16 protein-coding genes and 1 tRNA gene are annotated in these 17,594 nt (G+C 66.3%); 8 read left to right on the top strand and 9 right to left on the bottom strand.

Annotation, left to right across the window (positions count from 1 at the left end; all coding sequences use genetic code 11):
* Nucleotides 1–107 precede the first annotated feature (107 nt).
* Nucleotides 108–812: an HAD family hydrolase gene (locus tag IFT67_RS07590; RefSeq protein WP_244647195.1), complete on the bottom strand. Its 705-nt coding sequence runs from the start codon at nt 810–812 to the stop codon at nt 108–110.
* A gap of 62 nt (nt 813–874) precedes the next feature.
* On the opposite strand from IFT67_RS07590, the gene IFT67_RS07585 reads away from it, so the two are divergent.
* From IFT67_RS07585 to IFT67_RS07565, 5 genes are all read left to right on the top strand, one after another.
* On the top strand, nt 875–1,984 hold the full coding sequence (locus IFT67_RS07585; RefSeq protein WP_192145953.1) for an ABC transporter permease: 1,110 nt from the start codon (nt 875–877) through the stop codon (nt 1,982–1,984).
* Nucleotides 1,984–2,892, top strand: coding sequence for an ABC transporter ATP-binding protein (locus IFT67_RS07580; protein ID WP_192145951.1), 909 nt, complete (start codon nt 1,984–1,986; stop codon nt 2,890–2,892). The genes IFT67_RS07585 and IFT67_RS07580 overlap by 1 nt, the downstream gene beginning before the upstream one ends.
* A complete protein-coding gene (locus tag IFT67_RS07575) occupies nt 2,892–3,857 on the top strand; it encodes an MlaD family protein (RefSeq protein ID WP_056484780.1) in 966 nt (321 codons plus the stop codon). The genes IFT67_RS07580 and IFT67_RS07575 overlap by 1 nt, the downstream gene beginning before the upstream one ends.
* An 8-nt stretch (nt 3,858–3,865) precedes the next feature.
* Nucleotides 3,866–4,447, top strand: coding sequence for an ABC-type transport auxiliary lipoprotein family protein (locus IFT67_RS07570; protein ID WP_056061054.1), 582 nt, complete (start codon nt 3,866–3,868; stop codon nt 4,445–4,447).
* Nucleotides 4,448–4,512: 65 nt separating this feature from the next.
* A complete protein-coding gene (locus IFT67_RS07565) occupies nt 4,513–4,803 on the top strand; it encodes a plasmid stabilization protein (protein WP_192145949.1) in 291 nt (96 codons plus the stop codon).
* A gap of 136 nt (nt 4,804–4,939) precedes the next feature.
* Here the strand turns inward: IFT67_RS07565 and IFT67_RS07560 are convergent, their stop codons facing one another.
* From IFT67_RS07560 to IFT67_RS07530, 7 genes are all read right to left on the bottom strand, one after another.
* Nucleotides 4,940–5,776, bottom strand: coding sequence for an HpcH/HpaI aldolase/citrate lyase family protein (locus IFT67_RS07560; protein ID WP_192145947.1), 837 nt, complete (start codon nt 5,774–5,776; stop codon nt 4,940–4,942).
* An 18-nt stretch (nt 5,777–5,794) separates the two neighbouring features.
* Nucleotides 5,795–7,414 carry an alpha-D-glucose phosphate-specific phosphoglucomutase gene (locus tag IFT67_RS07555; RefSeq protein WP_192145945.1) on the bottom strand — a complete coding sequence of 540 codons (1,620 nt, stop codon included), beginning with the start codon at nt 7,412–7,414 and terminating at the stop codon, nt 5,795–5,797.
* Complete coding sequence (glgA, locus tag IFT67_RS07550) at nt 7,411–8,856, bottom strand: glycogen synthase GlgA (protein WP_192145943.1); 1,446 nt, start codon at nt 8,854–8,856, stop codon at nt 7,411–7,413. Before glgA ends, IFT67_RS07555 begins: the two co-directional genes overlap by 4 nt.
* A gap of 148 nt (nt 8,857–9,004) precedes the next feature.
* Nucleotides 9,005–10,264 (bottom strand): glucose-1-phosphate adenylyltransferase, encoded by a 1,260-nt coding sequence (gene glgC / locus IFT67_RS07545; protein ID WP_446740808.1) that lies wholly within the window; start codon nt 10,262–10,264, stop codon nt 9,005–9,007.
* A gap of 89 nt (nt 10,265–10,353) precedes the next feature.
* Nucleotides 10,354–12,516, bottom strand: coding sequence for a 1,4-alpha-glucan branching protein GlgB (gene glgB / locus IFT67_RS07540; protein ID WP_192145939.1), 2,163 nt, complete (start codon nt 12,514–12,516; stop codon nt 10,354–10,356).
* On the bottom strand, nt 12,513–14,939 hold the full coding sequence (locus IFT67_RS07535) for a glycogen/starch/alpha-glucan family phosphorylase (protein WP_192145937.1): 2,427 nt from the start codon (nt 14,937–14,939) through the stop codon (nt 12,513–12,515). The genes glgB and IFT67_RS07535 overlap by 4 nt, the downstream gene beginning before the upstream one ends.
* Nucleotides 14,940–15,092: 153 nt before the next feature.
* Nucleotides 15,093–15,179: transfer RNA gene (locus IFT67_RS07530), tRNA-Tyr, on the bottom strand.
* Nucleotides 15,180–15,340: 161 nt separating this feature from the next.
* Here IFT67_RS07530 and rlmB point away from each other — a divergent pair.
* Nucleotides 15,341–16,084 (top strand): 23S rRNA (guanosine(2251)-2'-O)-methyltransferase RlmB, encoded by a 744-nt coding sequence (gene rlmB, locus IFT67_RS07525; protein ID WP_056055070.1) that lies wholly within the window; start codon nt 15,341–15,343, stop codon nt 16,082–16,084.
* A 156-nt stretch (nt 16,085–16,240) separates the two neighbouring features.
* Here the strand turns inward: rlmB and IFT67_RS07520 are convergent, their stop codons facing one another.
* Nucleotides 16,241–16,558: a 2Fe-2S iron-sulfur cluster-binding protein gene (locus IFT67_RS07520; RefSeq protein WP_192145935.1), complete on the bottom strand. Its 318-nt coding sequence runs from the start codon at nt 16,556–16,558 to the stop codon at nt 16,241–16,243.
* Between the two features lie 60 nt (nt 16,559–16,618).
* On the opposite strand from IFT67_RS07520, the gene IFT67_RS07515 reads away from it, so the two are divergent.
* Nucleotides 16,619–17,242 (top strand): DNA-3-methyladenine glycosylase family protein, encoded by a 624-nt coding sequence (locus tag IFT67_RS07515; protein ID WP_192145933.1) that lies wholly within the window; start codon nt 16,619–16,621, stop codon nt 17,240–17,242.
* A 98-nt stretch (nt 17,243–17,340) separates the two neighbouring features.
* Complete coding sequence (locus IFT67_RS07510; RefSeq protein ID WP_165911340.1) at nt 17,341–17,514, top strand: hypothetical protein; 174 nt, start codon at nt 17,341–17,343, stop codon at nt 17,512–17,514.
* Nucleotides 17,515–17,594: the final 80 nt, after the last annotated feature.

Raw genomic sequence — 17,594 nt, 5'->3', positions numbered from 1 at the left:
GAACGAACGTCCATTCCTGAGAAAGGTCGATATTGGCCTTAACGACCAAAACTGGGCGATAGTTACCGTCCGAGTTTGCTAATCGCGAATTCGTCTCGCCAACGGAGCTACCGCTCCCAATCCGGCATCGGCCAGCCCTTAGCCTTCGCCAGCAACCGCAAGGGCCCGTGCGCATTCACCGCGAAGGGTTCGTCGGCCCATTCGAAGGTCGGGGCGTCCGAAACATGGTCGGAATAGAAGCGGACGTGCGCGGTATCTCGCGCGATCCCTTCGCGTTTCATCCAGGTCTGGATCATCCGCAGTTTGGCGGGGCCGTAGCAATTCTCGCCTTCGATGCCGGCGAGCAGCACGCCGTCGCGGTCGCGCAGGCTCTCGGTGCCGATCACCGCGTCGAAGCCCAGTCGCCGGGCGATTGCCTCGACGTAGAAGCGGTATGACGCGGTCGCCATGACCAGCCGGTAGCCGGCGGCGCGGTCGGCCTCGATCTGCGCGCGGGCGCTGGTGAAGACGCCGTCGCGCATGACGCGGTCGGCAAAGGCTTCGGCCGCGCGGCGTTCTTCGGCGGGCGTCATGCGCTTGCCGAGCATCATCCGCTGCATCAGGTATTTGAGCCGGCCGCGGCTGATCAGCTTGCCGACATAGCCGAGCGCGGCGACTCCAGCGAACGGGACGAGCGCCAGCCGCCACGGCGCGCCGCCTTTCTTCGCGGTGTGGAGCAGGAACGGCGTCCAGGTCGGCGCGTGCGTGATTGTCTTGTCCATGTCGTAGATCGCGAGACGGACGGGCGGGGAGGCGGAAGGCATTTCGATCATCGTCGTCGCTTACGCCGCATTCATCTTGCCGATCCAGTCACTTTGCCGCAAAGGTACCCCCGATGAGCGCGATGGCCGATTTCCAGCAGGACGGTGCCGATACCGGCACGCTTCGCTTTACCGGCGATCTGTCGCTCGCAAAGATCGGCAATCTGCCCGATCGGCTCGAGGCGATCGACGCGGCTTCGGTAAAGCATGTCGACCTCAGCGGCGTCGACCGGATCGACACGATCGGCGCGTGGGTCGTCCACCGGTTCGCGGCGCGCAACGATGCGACGATCGACGGGCTCGACGAGAACGACCAGGCGTTGTTCGACCAGGTCGTCGCCTCCGATCAGCCGATCGCGGCGCGGCCTGCGAAGGTCGGCGCGGTCTCCCGCGTGGTCGGCGAGATCGGCGACGCGGTCGTGCTGTCGGGCAAGACGATGCTCGGCCTGCTCGGGTTTCTCGGCGCGACGACGATCGCGTTCGGCAGCGTCATCCGCCACCCGCGCCGCTTCCGGTTCAACGCCGTGGTCCAGCGGTTCGAGGTCGTCGGCGTCGCCGCGCTCGGCATCGTCGGGTTGATGAGCTTCCTGATTGGCATGGTCATCGCGCAACAGGGCGCGGTTCAGCTGCGGCAGTTCGGCGCGGAGGTGTTCACGATCAACCTTGTCGGCCGCCTGACGATCCGCGAACTCGGCCTGCTGATGACCGCGATCATGGTCGCGGGGCGCTCGGGCTCGGCGTTCGCGGCGCAGTTGGGCACGATGAAGCTCACCGAAGAGATCGACGCGATGCGGACGATCGGCGTGTCGCCGATGGAGGCACTGGTGCTGCCTCGCGTGCTCGCCGCGATCGTGATGATGCCGCTGCTCGGCTTCTACGCGTCGATCATCGCGATCATCGGCGGTGGGCTGCTCTGCTGGGTGCAGCTCGGCATTCCGCCGGTGACGTTCATCGCGCGCATCCGCGAAGTCGTGCCGATCACCGATCTGTATATCTCGCTGATCAAGGCACCGGTGTTCGGCGCGATCATCGCGATCGCGGGCTGTTTCCAGGGGATGCAGGTCGAATCGGACGCCGAGCAGGTCGGGCTGCGCACCACGTCGGCGGTCGTCCAGGGCATCTTCCTGGTGATCGTGCTCGACGCGTTCTTCGCGGTGTTCTTCACCTGGTTGGGTTGGGACTGATGCCCCGCAAGACGGACAACAAGACCGACGAATTCATCATCTCCGTGAAGGGGCTGAAGAACGCGTTCGGCGATTCTGTGGTGCACGAGGGGCTCGACCTCGACGTGCGGCGCGGCGAGATTCTCGGCGTGGTCGGCGGGTCGGGTACCGGCAAGTCGGTGCTGATGCGCTCGATCATCGGGCTGCAAACGCCGGTCGCGGGTGAGATCACGGTGTTCGGCGAGCCCAATATCGGCCGCGAGGAAACCGAGGCGACCGAGATCCGCAAGCGCTGGGGCGTGCTGTTCCAGGGCGGTGCGCTGTTCTCGACGCTGACGGTCGCCGAGAACGTCGAAGTGCCGTTGCGCGAATTCTATCCGGACCTGTCGCCGGCGCTGCTCGCGGAGATCGCGTCGTACAAGGTGGTGATGACGGGCTTGCCCGCCGACGCCGCGAACAAGTTTCCCGCCGAACTGTCGGGTGGCATGAAGAAGCGTGCCGGCTTGGCGCGTGCGCTGGCGCTCGATCCCGAGTTGCTGTTCCTCGACGAGCCGACTGCCGGTCTCGATCCGATCGGGGCGGCGGCATTCGACGGGCTGACGCAGTCGTTGCAGAAGACGCTCGGGCTGACGGTGTTCCTGATCACGCATGATCTCGATACGCTGTATGCGATCTGCGACCGGGTTGCGGTGCTGGCCGACAAGAAGGTCATCGCGGTCGGCACGATCGACGAGCTGATCGCGCTCGATCACCCGTGGATCGAGGAATATTTCAAGGGGCCACGCGGCCGTGCCGCGGTCGCGACGCAGGAGGCGCACGAGCGCGCCGACGAGCAAGCAGCCCAACATCCTACTGAAGTCCAGTCCAAGCAGTCCGCGCCGGACGACGCCGACGCGACATACGCCGAGAAAGAAGCAAGGACGCGCTGATGGAAACCCGTTCGAACCACGTCCTAGTCGGCGCCGTCGTGCTGATCCTGCTGGCCCTGCTGGCGCTGTTCACCGTGTGGATCGCGCGGATCGGCGGCAAGGAAGAGAAGGAATACGACATCTTCTTCCGGCAGTCGGTCGACGGGCTCGCGCGCGGCTCTGCCGTGGTGTTCTCCGGCGTCCCGTCGGGGCAGGTGAAGACGATCTCGCTGTGGAAGAACGATCCGCAGTTCGTCCGCGTCCGGATCAGCGTCAACGACGAGACGCCGGTGCTGCAGGGCACGACCGCGTCGATCTCGGGCGTCGGCTTCACCGGCGTGAGCCAGATCTCGCTCGATGGCGCGCGCAAGGGTGCGCCGGCGATCGGCTGCCCCGACACGAAGACGCCAACCGAATGTCCGTACGGCGTACCGGTGATCCCGACCAAGCTCGGCGGCCTGGGCGCGATTCTGAACTCGGCTCCGCAGTTGCTCGAGCGCCTGTCGACGTTGACCGAGCGCCTTACGGGCTTGCTGACCGACCGTAACCAGGCATCGATCGCGGGTATCCTCGAGAACACCAATCGCCTGACGGATGCGCTCGCGGATCGTGGGCCCGAGATTGCCGCGACGCTTGCGCAGACGCGGGTTGCGATCCAGCAGGCGGGCGATGCCGCGCAGCAGTTCGGCGTGCTCGCCAAGACCACCAACGGCGTGCTGTCGGAGGACGTGAAGCCGGCGATGGCGAACCTGAACAAGGCGATCACCTCCGCACAGCAGAGCGCGGAGACGTTGAACGCTGCGATCGGCGATGCACGACCAGGCTTGCAGGCCTTCTCCAAGACGACGATCCCCGAAGCCAACCGCTTGGTCCGCGATCTCCGCACGACCGCCGCGGCGCTGTCGTCGGTCGCCGAGAAGGTCGACCAGCAGGGTGCGAGTTCGCTGATTGGGCAGCAGAAGCTCCCGGATTACAAGGGTAAGTGAGGCACGCCATGAAGACACCGCTCATCCTGATCGCGATGCTGCCACTTGCCGGGTGCATCAGCTTCGGCGCGAAACCGCCCCCCACGTTGCTGACGCTGACGAGTGCATCGTCGGTGCCGGTCGGCCAGAACCAGGATTCGGCTACCGCGAAGTCGATCACGATCCAGGTTCCGGTCGTGCCGCAGTCGCTGGCGACCGCGCGCGTGCCCGTACAGGCGACGCCGACCTCGATCGCGTACGTCACCGACGCGCAGTGGGCCGAGCCCCCGGCGCGGCTGTTCTCACGGCTGGTATCGGATACGGTTGCGGCGCGCACCGGGCTGGTCGTGCTGTCGACGGCACAATCGGTCGGCGATCCGGGCGGGTTGCTCGGTGGCGAGCTGCGGTCGTTCGGTCTCGATGCTACGACGCGCGAGGCGGTCGTGACGTTCGATGCGTCGCTGACCCGCGTCGGCAAGACGACGGTCGAGAAGCATCGCTTCGAGGCACGCGTGCCGGTGTCGGCGATCGATGCGCCCTCGGCTGCGGCGGGGATCAACCAGGCGGCGAACCAGGTCGCGACGCAGGTGGCGGACTGGATCGGTCGGTGAACGCCCCTTCGTTCTGAACGCGGCGTCGGCCTGAGCGTTGACGCTCTCTGACAAGCAGAGCGACCATGCCACCGGGCGACAAGAGCGCGTATACCGACAAGCAGAAGCGCAAGGCCGCGCACATCGCGGACGGTTACGAGGAGCGCGGCGTTCCGGAGAAGGAAGCCGAGGCTCGGGCGTGGGCTGCGGTGAACAAGGATTCCGGCGGGGGTAATTTGTCCGGCTCGGGTCGCGGCAAGCCTGATACGCATGCTTCTTCGCATGAGGGCGGGAAGCAGGCGGCTGGGCGTAGTGCGGCGGCGAAATCTGCAGCTGCGAAGAAGGGTTGGGAGACTCGGCGGAAGAAGGCGGGGTAAGCCTGAGCATCATTGACGTGATCCGTCATCCTGACGAAAGTCAGGATCCAGGGTTACTTGTGGTGCGCTTCATGGCTCTGGATCCTGACTTTCGTCAGGATGACGGACGGTGTTTGGGTACGTGCTTGTTAGCGCTTCAGCGTCCGAGCGTGGCTTCCGCCTCGGCAAGGTGCAAACGTTCCACCATCTGGCCATTGAGGCGGATTGCACCCTTGTCGGCATTCTCCGGTTCCGCGAAAGCCGCCACGACCTTGCGCGCCCATGCCAATTCCTCCTCGCTAGGGCCAAAACCGGTGTTGGCCGCATCGATCTGGGACGGGTGGATCAGCGTTTTGCCGTCGAACCCGAGCGTCGCGCCTTGCGCGCACTCGGCGGTGAAGCGGGGCGGGTCGTCGAGGGCGTTGCAGACGCCGTCCAGCGCCACGATCCCGGCAGCACGGGCGGCCATGATCGTTGCGGTGAGAGCGGGGATCAACGGCATGCGATCGGCCCCGAGTCTGCATCGCATCTCCTTGGCGAGGTCGTTGGTGCCGACGACCAGCGCGGTGAGGCGCGTTTCGGCTGCTGCTGCGGATAGGGCGGGGAGGGCAAGGATTGCGGCGCAGGTCTCGATCATCGCCCAGATCGGCGGGCCGTCTTCGCCGAGCGATGCGCTGACCGCGACCAGGTCGGCGACCGACGAGACCTTCGGGACGAGCACCGCGGCGATGCCGGTCGCGCGGACCGCGGCGATGTCGTCGGCATACCAGGGGGTGTCGAGGCCATTGACCCTGACCACGAGTTCGCGCTCGCGGAAGCCGCCTTCGCGGACCGCCTCGATGACGCGGTCCCGTGCTGCGGCCTTCTCGTCGGGGGCGACGGCGTCTTCCAGGTCGAGAATGACGATGTCGCAATCGAGCGTCCGCGCCTTGGCGATCGCGCGGGCGTTCGAGGCGGGCATGTAGAGCGCGCTGCGGCGGCGTCTGATCGTCATGCTATCGGCCGTCGCGCATCAGGTGACGACGTCGGGGGCGGTGCGGCCGGTATGCTCCGCGATCCTCGCGATCGACTCCGCGGCGGCGACGATGCTGGCGAGCATCTCGCCCGTATCGCGATCGAGATCGCCGCCAACGGGTTCGTAGCGTTCGAGATACACGCGCAAGGTCGCGCCGGAGGTGCCGGTGCCCGACAGGCGGAACACGACGCGGCTGCCGCCCTCGAACAGGATGCGGACACCCTGGTTGCGGCTGATCGAGCCGTCGGTCGGGTCGGTATAGGCGAACTCGTCCGCGGTCTCGACGGTGAGGTCGCCGAATAGCTGGCCGGGGAGGGTGGCGAGGCTCGCGCGCAAGGCCGCCATCAACGCGTCGGCGCGCGGGGTCTCGACGCCTTCGTAATCGTGGCGGGCATAGTAGTTACGGCCGAACTTCGCCCAGTGATTGCGCGCGATCGCGTCGACGCTTTCACCGCGCACCGCGAGGATGTTGAGCCACAGGAGGACCGCCCACAGGCCGTCCTTCTCGCGGACATGGTCGGAGCCGGTACCGGCGCTTTCCTCGCCGCAGATCGTCGCCATGCCGGCGTCGAGCAGGTTGCCGAAGAACTTCCAGCCGGTCGGGGTCTCGTAGGCGGGGATGCCGAGCGCTTCGGCGACGCGGTCGGCGGCGGCGCTGGTCGGCATCGAGCGGGCGATGCCCTTGAGACCGCTTGCGTAACCGGGTGCGAGGTGCGCGTTGGCCGCCAGCATCGCGAGGCTGTCCGAGGGGGTGACGAAGCGGTGCTTGCCGATGATCAGGTTGCGGTCGCCGTCGCCGTCCGACGCTGCGCCGAAATCGGGCGCATTCGGCGCCATCATAGTCTCGTACAAGGCGTGTGCATGGACGAGGTTGGGGTCGGGGTGGTGGCCGCCGAAATCGGGAAGCGGCTCGCCATTGCGGACGGTGCCGGGCGCGAAGCCGAGGCGGCGTTCGAGGATCTCGGTCGCGTAGGGCCCGGTGACCGCGCTCATCGCGTCGAACGCCATCGTCAGGTTTGCGGCGCGAATCTCGTCGAAATCGAACAGCGTCTCCATGAGCGCTGCGTAATCCTCGACCGGATCGACGACCTCGACGGGCATATCGCCGACCGTGACTTCGCCGTCGGTGTCGAGGTCGATGTCGTCGGTGTCGACGGTCAGCCAGCGGTCGATCTCGAGCGTGCGCGCGTTGATCGCGTCGGTCACGGACTCAGGGGCGGGACCGCCGTTGGCGATGTTGTACTTGATCCCGAAATCCTCGTCGGGGCCGCCGGGGTTGTGGCTTGCCGAGAGGACGAGGCCGCCGATCGCGCCACGCTTGCGGATCATGTGGCTGGCGGCGGGTGTCGACAGGATGCCGCCGCGGCCGACGATCACGCGACCGAAGCCGTTCGCCGCCGCCATGCGGATCGCGACCTGGATGACTTCACGGTTGAGGAAACGGCCGTCGCCGCCGATCACCAGCGTCGCACCGGCCTTGTCCGCGACGACGTCGAACACGCTCTGGACGAAATTCTCGGCATAGTTCGGCTGCTGGAAGACCTTCACCTTCTTGCGCAGGCCCGAGGTGCCGGGCTTCTGGTCGGTGTAGGGCGTGGTCGAAACGGTGCGGATCATGCGGGCTCCAGGAGCTTGGCGTAAAGGTTTGCGTAGCGGCGGCCGCTCTCGTCCCATGAGAAGTCCGCGCGCATCGCGTTGCGCTGCAACATGGCCCAGCGATCGGGGCGTGCATAGAGGGCCAGCGTTCGGCGTAGCGCGTGGCTAAGCGCTTCTGGCGTGACACCGTCGTGCTGGACGCCTGTCGCGACGCCAGCGGCGATCGCGGCTTCGTTGGCGTCGATCACGGTGTCGGCGAGCCCACCGGTTCGCGCAACGACGGGAATGCAGCCGTAAGCGAGGCCGTAAAGTTGCGTCAGGCCGCAGGGTTCGAACCGCGACGGGATAAGGATCGCGTCGGCGCCGCCCTGGAGCAGGTGCGAGACGGGCTCGTCGTAGCCGATGCGGACGCCGATCCGGCCGGGGTGGCGTTCGGCAGCGGCGAGGAAGGCGAGTTCAAGCTCGGTGTCGCCCGAGCCGAGCAGCGCAAGACGGCCGCCGAGTGCGATGAGTTCGTCGAGCGCGCCGGCGAGGACGTCCATACCCTTTTGCCAGGTGAGGCGGCTGATGACGGTGAAGATCGGGCCGTCGCCGGCGTCGAGGCCGAACAGGGTTTCGATCGCGCGCTTGTTGGTGCGGCGGCGGGCGAGCGTGCGCGCGGTGTAGCGGGCGGGGAGGGATGCGTCGGTCTCCGGGTTCCAGACGGCGGGGTCGATGCCGTTGACGATCCCGGTGACGCGGCCGGCGCGGTCGTTGATGAGGCCTTCGAGGCCCATGCCGAATTCGCCGCGGCGGATCTCGGCGGCGTAGGTCGGGCTGACGGTGGTGATCGCGTCGGCGGCTTCGAGACCGGCTTTCAGGAAACCGACGCCGCCGTAATATTCGACGCCGTCGAGCGCGAAGGCTTTGTCGGGGAGCGCGAGGTCGGCGAAGATGTCGTGGCCGTAGCGGCCCTGGAACGCGATGTTGTGGATCGTGACGACCGTCTTGGCGGGGGCGCCGGGGCCGGGGGCGTAGCGGAGGTACGCGGGGGCCATCGCCGCCTGCCAGTCGTGCGCATGGAGGATGTCGAAGTCGTAGCCGGGGACCGTGCCTGAGGCGAAGTCGGCGGCGGCGCGGCTGAACGCGGCGAAGCGGCGCCAGTTGTCGGGCCAGTCTGCGCCGGTCGCGTCGCCGTACGGTCCGCCGCCTCGTGCGAACAATGCGGGGGCGTCGAGGACTAGTAGCGCGTGGTCGCCGATCTTCGTCTTGACGATACGGGCTTCGGTGCCGAGCAGGTCTGTGTAGCGGTGGACGACTTTCGCGCGTTTGGTGACGGCGGCGAGCGCGGGGTAGCCGGGGAGGAAGGTGGTCAGCGCGACGTTATGCGGCGCGAGCGCGGCCGGGAGCGCGCCGACGACGTCTGCGAGACCGCCGGTCTTTATGAGGGGGTAGGCTTCCGAGGCGACGGAGAGGACGCGCATCAAATCCTCCCCGGTAAGGGGAGGGGGACCGTTCGCCACTGGCGAATGGTGGAGGGGGCTCGCCTCCGACGTACCGCTTGTGGAAGCCCCCCTCCACCATGCGATGCATGGTCCCCCTCCCCGTGCCGGGGAGGATTTGCGTTGGTCATCACGCGATTAGCCGGTCGATCATAGATTTGGTCACCAGCACCACGCCGTTGTCGGTGCGGCGGAAGCGCTGCGCATCCAATTCTGCGTCCTCGCCGACCACCAGGCCGTCGGGAATTTCCACGCCGCGATCCACCACCACCTTCGACAGGCGCGCGCCGCGGCCGATCACGCAGTGCGGGAGGATCACCGCTTGATCCAGCATCGAGTAGCTGTGCGCGCGCGTGCCGGTAAAGATCAGGCTGCGGTGGATCGAGGAGCCGGAGATGATGCAATCACCGGAGACCAGCGAGGACACCGCCTCGCCGCGGCGGCCGTCGTCGGCGTGGACGAACTTGGCCGGCGGTGTGACTTCCGAATAGGTCCAGAGCGGCCAGCTGCGATCATAGAGGTCAAGCTTGGGCACGACGTCGGTGAGGTCGATGTTCGCCTCCCAATAGGCGTCGACCGTGCCGACGTCGCGCCAGTATGCGTCGACTTCGCTACCCGAGCGCACGCAGCTATCGGAGAAGCGGTGCGCGACCGCCTTGCCGTGCTTGACGAGGTACGGGATAATGTCCTTGCCGAAATCGCGCGAAGAACCGGGCGTCTCTGCATCGCGGCGCAGTTCGTCGAACAGCAATTTGGTGTGGAAGACGTAGATCCCCATCGACGCCAGCGCGATATCCGGGTTGCCGGGGATCGCGGGCGGATCGGCGGGCTTCTCGACGAACGCGGTGACGTTGTCGTGCTCGTCGACGGCCATCACGCCGAAGCCAACCGCCTCCATCCGCGGCACTTCGAGGCAGGCGATGGTGACGTCCGCGCCGGTCTCGCAATGCTGTTGCAGGATCAGCTCGTAATCCATCTTGTAGATGTGGTCGCCGGCCAGGATGACCATGTATTCGGGCGCGTGGCTCTCGATGATGTCGATGTTCTGGTACACGGCATCGGCAGTGCCCTCGTACCACTGGAACTCGCTGATGCGCTGCGACGCAGGCAGGATGTCGAAGCTCTCGTTGCGTTCCGAACGCAGGAAATTCCAGCCGCTCTGGAGATGGCGGATCAGCGAATGTGCCTTGTACTGCGTCGCGACGCCGATCCGGCGGATGCCCGAGTTGATCGCGTTGGACAGCGCGAAATCGATGATGCGCGCCTTGCCGCCGAAATACACCGCGGGTTTCGCACGTGTATCCGTCAGCTCCATCAGGCGACTGCCGCGGCCGCCGGCCAGCACATACGCCATCGCGTCGCGCGCCAATGGCTGTCCCCGCCGTTCCACCATGTCAGTCTCTCCCTAAATTCGGTTGTATAACGCCCTGTTACCCATGGCTTGTTCCGTCGTTGCGCTGGATCGGTCTTCGAACTCGATCAGCCTTCGTATTCGAGCATGATCGTCGCCAGCGGCGGCAGCGTGACCCAGGCCGCGCCGTCCTTCGCGACGACGCCACCGAGATTGCCGAGGCCGCTGCCCCAATAGTCGTGTGCATCGCTGTTGATGATCTCGCACCAGCGGCCGTCGTGCGGCAGCGGTACGCGATAGGGCGCGCGCGCGATCGGCGTCATGTTGGCGACGATCGCGATCGGCTTTGCGCCGGGGGCCTTGCGCAACCACGCGAACACCGAATTGGCGGCGTCGTCGGCGACCAGCCATTCAAAGCCCTCCGCCTCGCAGTCGCGCGCGTGCAGCGCCGGCTTCTCGCGGTAGACGGTGTTGAGGTCGCGGACGAGGTTGCGGATGCCCTCATGACTGCGGGCGTTGCGCAGATCCCAGTCGAGCGCGCGCGCTTCCGACCATTCGCGACGCTGCGCGAACTCCTGACCCATGAAGAGCAGCTTCTTGCCCGGATAGCCCCACATGAACGCGTAATAGGCGCGCAGGTTGGCAAATTGCTGCCAATCGTCGCCGGGCATTTTGGTGAGCAGCGAGCCCTTGCCGTGGACCACTTCGTCATGGCTCAAGGGCAGGACGAAATTCTCGCTAAAAGCGTAGACGAGGCCGAAATTGATCTCGCCGTGGTGGTGCTTCCGGTGCAGCGGATCGCGCGCCATGTACTGGAGCGTGTCGTGCATGAAGCCCATGTTCCACTTGAACCCGAACCCGAGCCCGCCGCTTTTGCCGTCGTCGCTGACGGGGGCTGAGACGCCCGGCCATGAGGTCGATTCCTCAGCGATCGTGAAGACGCCGGGGTGCTGGCCGTAGATCTCGCGGTTCATGTCGCGGAGGAACGCGACGGCCTCCCAGTTTTCGCGGCCGCCGTCTGCGTTGGGGATCCATTCGCCGCTTTTGCGCGAGTAATCGCGGTACAGCATCGACGCGACCGCATCCACGCGCAGGCCGTCGATGTGATAGCGCTCGGCCCAGAATAACGCGTTGTTGACGAGGAACGACGTCACTTCGCGGCGCCCGAAATTGTAGATCGCGGTGTTCCAGTCGGGGTGGAAGCCGAGCCGGGGATCCTCGTGTTCGTACAGCGCGGTACCGTCGAACTTGGCGAGGCCGAACGCGTCGGTCGGGAAATGCGCGGGCACCCAGTCGAGCAGCACGCCGATCCCGGCGAGATGCGCGCCATCGACGAACCGCGCGAAGCCATCGACGTCGCCGAAGCGGGCGGAGGGCGCGTAGAGGCCGGTGGTCTGGTAGCCCCAGCTCGGGTCGTACGGGTGTTCGCTGATTGGCAGGAATTCGATGTGCGTGAAGCCCATCTCGATCACGTACGGGATCAGGCGATCGGCGAGTGCGTCCCAGGTCAGGAACCAACCGTCGGCGTCGCGGTCCCAGGATCCGGCGTGGACCTCATAGATGCTGATCGGCACGCGGCGCGGATCGACCGACGACCAGTGTTTCCGATGATCGGTGTCGGCCCAGTCGTGCGCGAGCTTCCGCGTGATCGAGGCGTTGGCGGGGCGGAGTTCGGACGCGAACGCGAACGGGTCGGCCTTGAGCGGTTGTAGCTGGCCGTCGGGGCCAACGATCTCGAACTTGTACGCGCGGTATTCGGCGATGTCGGGGATGAAGATCTCCCACACGCCGACGTCCCCGCGCTTGCGCATCGTGTGGCGGCGGCCGTCCCAATCGTTGAAGTCGCCGACCACAGAGACGCGCTGCGCATTGGGGGCCCAGAGCGCGAAGTGGACGCCGTGCGCGCCTTCGTGCTCGATGAGGTGCGCGCCCATCTTGTCGTGGAGGCGGCGGTGCGTGCCCTCCGCCATGAGCAGGTCGTCGATCGGGCCGAGCACGGGGCCAAAGCTGTAGGGGTCGGTGACCCACCACGACGTGTCGCCCGCCTCCGCATGGTATTTGACGGGCTGTTGCGTGCCGTCGATCGGACCCTCGAACAGGCCGCGATCGTCGATGCGGGGCAGGGTGCCGAGCGCGGTGCCGTCGAGTGCGTGCGCCTCGGCCGTGTCCGCGCCGGGCAGCCAGACACGCGCGAACACGCCGGTCGGGCCGCTGTGGACGCCGAGCAGCGAGAACGGATCGTCGTGACGCCCCTCCAGCAGGGCAACGATGGCGCCTTCGGGTGGCTTCACATCACCGTCCAGATCTCGCGCGCGTATTCGCGGATCGTGCGGTCGGACGAGAACCAGCCGACGCGGGCGACGTTGCGGACCGTCGAGGCGACCCAGGCATCGCGGTCGTTCCAGCGCGTGTCGACCGCGCGCTGGGCAGTGGCATAGCTGTCGAAATCGGCGGCGAGCACGAACCAGTCGCCATCGTACAGCCCGCCCATCAAGCCGGCGTAGCGCGTCTTGTCGTCGGGCGAGAACACACCGGACGCGATCGCCGACACCGCCTGGCGGAGTTCGTTCGAGCCGTCGATCACGCTGCGCGGATCGTATCCGTTGGCGCGCTTCGCCTCGACCTCGTCCGCGGTCATGCCGAAGATGAAGATGTTGCCGTCGCCGACGCGGTCCTTGATCTCGATGTTCGCGCCGTCGAGCGTGCCGATCGTCAGCGCGCCGTTCATGGCGAACTTCATGTTGCCGGTGCCCGACGCCTCGAGTCCGGAGGTCGAGATCTGCTCGCTGAGGTCGGCGGCGGGGATGATCTTCTCCGCCAGCGACACGTTGTAATTGGGCAGGAACGCGACCTTGAGCAGGCCACCGACAGAAGGGTCCGCGTTAATCCGGCGGGCGACGTCGTTCGCCAGCTTGATGACGAGTTTGGCATTGTGATAGCTCGACGCCGCCTTGCCCGCGAACAGCTTGACCCTCGGGGTCCAGTCGCGCTCGGGATGGCTGCGGATCTGGTCGTAGAGCGCGACCGTCTCGATGATGTTGAGCAGCTGGCGCTTATACTCGTGGATGCGCTTGATCTGGACGTCGAACATCGCGTCGGGATCGACGCGAAGCCCCATCGTCTCCTTGATGTGATTAGCCAGTGCCACCTTGTTCGAACGCTTCACGCTCGAAAAGTGCTCCCTGAAACCGGAATCGTCCGCGAAAACATCCAGATCGACGAGCTTTTCGGCATCGTCGAGGAAGCCGTCGCCGATCGCATCGCGGATCAGCGCGGTAAGGCCGGGATTGCATTGCTGGAGCCAGCGGCGCGGCGTGATGCCGTTGGTCTTGTTGTTGATCCGCGTCGGATAGAGCTTGTGGAGATCGGCGAAGACCGTCTTCTTCATCAGCTGCGTGTGGAGCGCGGCGACGCCGTTGACGCTGTGCGAGCCGGCAAAGGCGAGGTTCGCCATCCGTACGCGCCGCTCGCCGCCTTCGTCGATCAGGCTGATCGCGGAGATCGCGCGGTCGTCGATGCCCTCAGTGCCGCGCGCCTCACGCAGCAGCTTGGCGTTGATCGCATACACGATCTGCATGTGCCGCGGGAGCAGGCGTTCGAACAGCGGCAATGGCCAGCTCTCCAGCGCCTCGGGCAACAGCGTGTGGTTGGTGTAGCCGAAGGTGGCGCGCGTGATCTTCCACGCCTCGTCGAACGCGAATTCGTGGTGGTCGATCAGCAGACGCATGAGTTCGGCGACCGATACAGCGGGGTGCGTGTCGTTGAGCTGGATCGCGGCCTTGTCGGGCAGCGTGCGGATGTCGCCGAAATACTGGATGTGGCGGCGGACGATGTCCTGGATCGACGCGGACGAGAAGAAATACTCCTGGCGGAGGCGGAGCTCCTGCCCGGCGGCGGTGGAGTCGTTGGGGTAGAGAACGCGCGTAAGCGTTTCGGCGCGCAACTGGTCGGCAAGCGCGCCGGTGAAATCGCCGGCGTTGAAACGGTCGAGCTTAATCGGATCGAACGCGCGGGCGGTCCACAGGCGGAGCGTGTTGACGTGCTTGCCGCGCCAGCCGACGACGGGGGTGTCGACTGCGGTCGCCTCGACCGCCTCGGATGGGCTCCAGTGGACTTGCCCGTTGTCGGCAGCCGTCACTTCGCCGCCGAAGCCGACGAAATAGGCGCTCTCGCGGCGCTCGAACTCCCAGGGGTTGCCGTGCGCGAGCCAGTTCTCGGGCATCTCGACCTGCCAGCCATCATCGATCCGCTGGCGGAACATGCCGTTCACGTAGCGGATGCCGTAGCCATAGGCGGGCAGCGCGAGGCTCGCCATGCTCTCCATGAAGCAGGCGGCGAGCCTGCCGAGGCCGCCATTGCCGAGCGCCGCGTCGGGCTCGATCTCTTCGAGTTCGGCGAGGTCGACGCCGTGGAGCTTCAGGGCCTGCGTGACCTCGTCGTTGCGCTGGAGGTTGGTCACCGCGTCGCGCAGCAGCCGGCCGATCAGGAATTCGAGGCTGAGATAATAGACGCGCTTCGCGCCGGCCGCGTGCGCCGCCTTGGTCGACGCCATCCAGCGCTCGACGATGTCGTTGCGGACGGTCAGGATCGTCGCGGCGAGCCAGTCGTGGGGGCGAGCGGCCTGCGCATCCTTGCCGATGCGATGGACGAGCGTGTCTAGGATCGAGTCGGCGAGATCTTGGGCGGGCTGCTGTACGGCGGGGTCTGAGGTCACGCGGCTTCCGAAATCGTTACGGTCGCCGTGATCCTAGCCGCCCGCGAGCCGATGTCACGCGGACTTCCTTCCCGTCGTGGAAAAGAAGACTGCCGATCAATGTTTTACGTTTGGGGCTTTGATTTGGGAGGACCCATCACCGCGCTGGGGCGGTGGTGGACAGGGTAGGGTTCGAACCTACGTAGGAGAAACTCCGGCAGATTTACAGTCTGCTGCCTTTAACCACTCGGCCACCTGTCCAGGCCGCTTTTGCAAGCGCCGCTCTTTCAAGCGAGGCGGCTCAATGGCGAAGCGCGCTCGGTGTGTCAACGCAGGTTTTGCGAAGTTTCGTGGTTCATAGTTGCCGCGGGAGCGGAATGCCGACAAGGACGCGGCATACACAGACACGATAGAGAGCGAATATGGCACGCAAGGGACACAGGCCGAGCAAGGCACCGGCAGGCCGCCCCCGCTTCTGGGGCAAGCACGCGGTGGGGGCGGCGCTCGCCAATCCGGAGCGCACGGTGCGCAAAATCCTCGGCACGCGCGAGGCGCTGGCCGGGTTCGACCTGCCCGCCGACGTGCCGGTGACCTATGCCGAGGCGATGGATCTGGCGCGGCTGGTGCCGGGCGATGCGCCGCACCAGGGCGTGGTGATCGAGGTCGAGCCGCTCGAGGACATGTGGCTCGCCGACCTGCTCGAGCACGGCAAGGACGACAATCGCCCGCTGGTGATCCTCGACGGGGTGACCGATCCGCATAACGTCGGCGCGATTCTGCGCTCGGCGGCGGCGTTCGACGCGCTGGGGATCATTACGCCGGATCGCAATGCGCCGCCGGAATCGGGGACGATCGCTCGGGCTGCGTCTGGGGCGCTGGAGTCGGTGCCTTGGATCCGGGTGGTGAACCTGGCGCGTGCTCTGGAGGAGATTGCGGCGGCGGGGTTCTGGCGGATCGGGCTTACGGGCCACGCTACGCAGACGCTGTCGGAAGCGATGGGCACGCAGCGGATCGCGATCGTGCTCGGCGCCGAGGGCGAGGGCATGCGGCAGAATACCGAGCAGCATTGCGACGAGCTGGCGAAACTGCCGATCTCGGAAAAGGTCGAGAGCCTCAACGTGTCGAATGCGGCGGCGATTGCGTTGTACGCGATAACGACGCGGTGACCTGAACTCCCTCGCCCCTACGGGGAGAGGGAAGGGGCCCGCCGCACTTGCGGTGGGAAGGGAGAGGGGAGTGAGGCTCGGGACTTGGATCCCAACAGCCCCTCTCCCTTCCGCCGCAAGCGCGCCTCCCTCCCTCTCCCCGGAGGGGCGAGGGAATCAGTCCTCCGCTGCGATCTTTACCTTCAGGCCATCCAGCCCGTCGGTCAGTTCGATCTGGCACGACAGGCGTGAAAACTCGTCCCGGTCGCTCGTCGAATCGAGCAGGTCGTCCTCGTCCGGACCCATCGGCTTCAGTTTGCCCGCAAAATCCGGGTCGACATGGACGTGGCAGGTGGCGCACGAGCAGCAGCCGCCGCACAGCGCCAGGATCTCGTCGATTCCGGCGTCGCGGATGACTTCCATCACCGAAAGGCCCGCCTCGCCGATGATCTCGCGTTCTTCCCCTTCGCGCGTCACGACGATAAGCTTGGGCATGTCATTCTCCGAAAAACTTCTGCGCGTTCATGCCGTTGCGCGCGCCAGGGATCAAGCATCATGGGCCTGAGCGCAGAGCAACTCGAAACCGCGATGGCGGCGTTGTGCGAAATCGAGCCGGCGTTCGCGGTCGCGGTCGGCAATGCCGGCCACCCCGCACCGCGGATCAGCGAGCGCGGTTTCGCGACGTTGCTGCGCACGATCGTCGGGCAGCAGGTGAGCGTCGCCTCTGCGGCTGCAGTGTGGAACAAGCTCGACGCGGTAGTCGGCGGCGCAGGGGATCCGGCGAAGATCGCCGCCGCCAGCGACGAATTGCTGAAGAGCGCAGGCCTGTCGCGCCAGAAGCTCGGCTACGCGCGCAGCCTCGCCGACGAGGTGACGAGTGGGCGGCTCGATCTCACCAACCTGCCCGAGGACGACGAGGAAGCGATCGCCGCGCTGGTCCGCGTGAAGGGGATCGGCCGCTGGTCGGCGGAGATCTACCTGCTGTTCGCGGAAGGGCGGGCCGACATCTGGCCGGCGGGTGACCTCGCGATTCAGATCGAGGTCGGGCGGATATTGGGCCACGAGACGCGGCCCAGCGAGAAACTGACGCGCGAGGTGGCGGAGGCCTGGCGCCCGCATCGAGGGGCGGCAGCGATCTTCGCGTGGCATCATTACCAGGCGGATATGAAGGTCATTTAAGGCGGGGACGGCCCGTGACTGCGGACGCGCTCCCTCGTACCGCGTTAACCCGATACTGTAGCCTCGGCCGTATTGCGGCGGAATCAGGAGTCGCGATCATGAAATTCATCGAGCTGAAGTCGCATGGCGGCAACTACTACGTCGTGGCGGCGAACGTCGCCTATCTGCGCAAGGACGAGAACGGGCAGACTAAAGTCGGACTCGTCGGCGGCGACTCGCTGCTGGTGGTGGGGAGCATGGAGGACGTCGCGGCAAAGCTGCTGGCAGGCTGACCCGAACGCCGCTGTCGGGGGGGCAGATGTCCCGACGACACGCTTGTTCCCCAAGCGCCCTTCCGGCAAAGCGACCGGCG

This window comes from Sphingomonas sp. CFBP 13728 (assembly GCF_014841895.1).
Taxonomy (GTDB): domain Bacteria; phylum Pseudomonadota; class Alphaproteobacteria; order Sphingomonadales; family Sphingomonadaceae; genus Sphingomonas.
The sequence above is the reverse complement of the archived record's forward strand: the minus strand, read 5'-3'. Positions and strand labels throughout refer to the sequence as shown.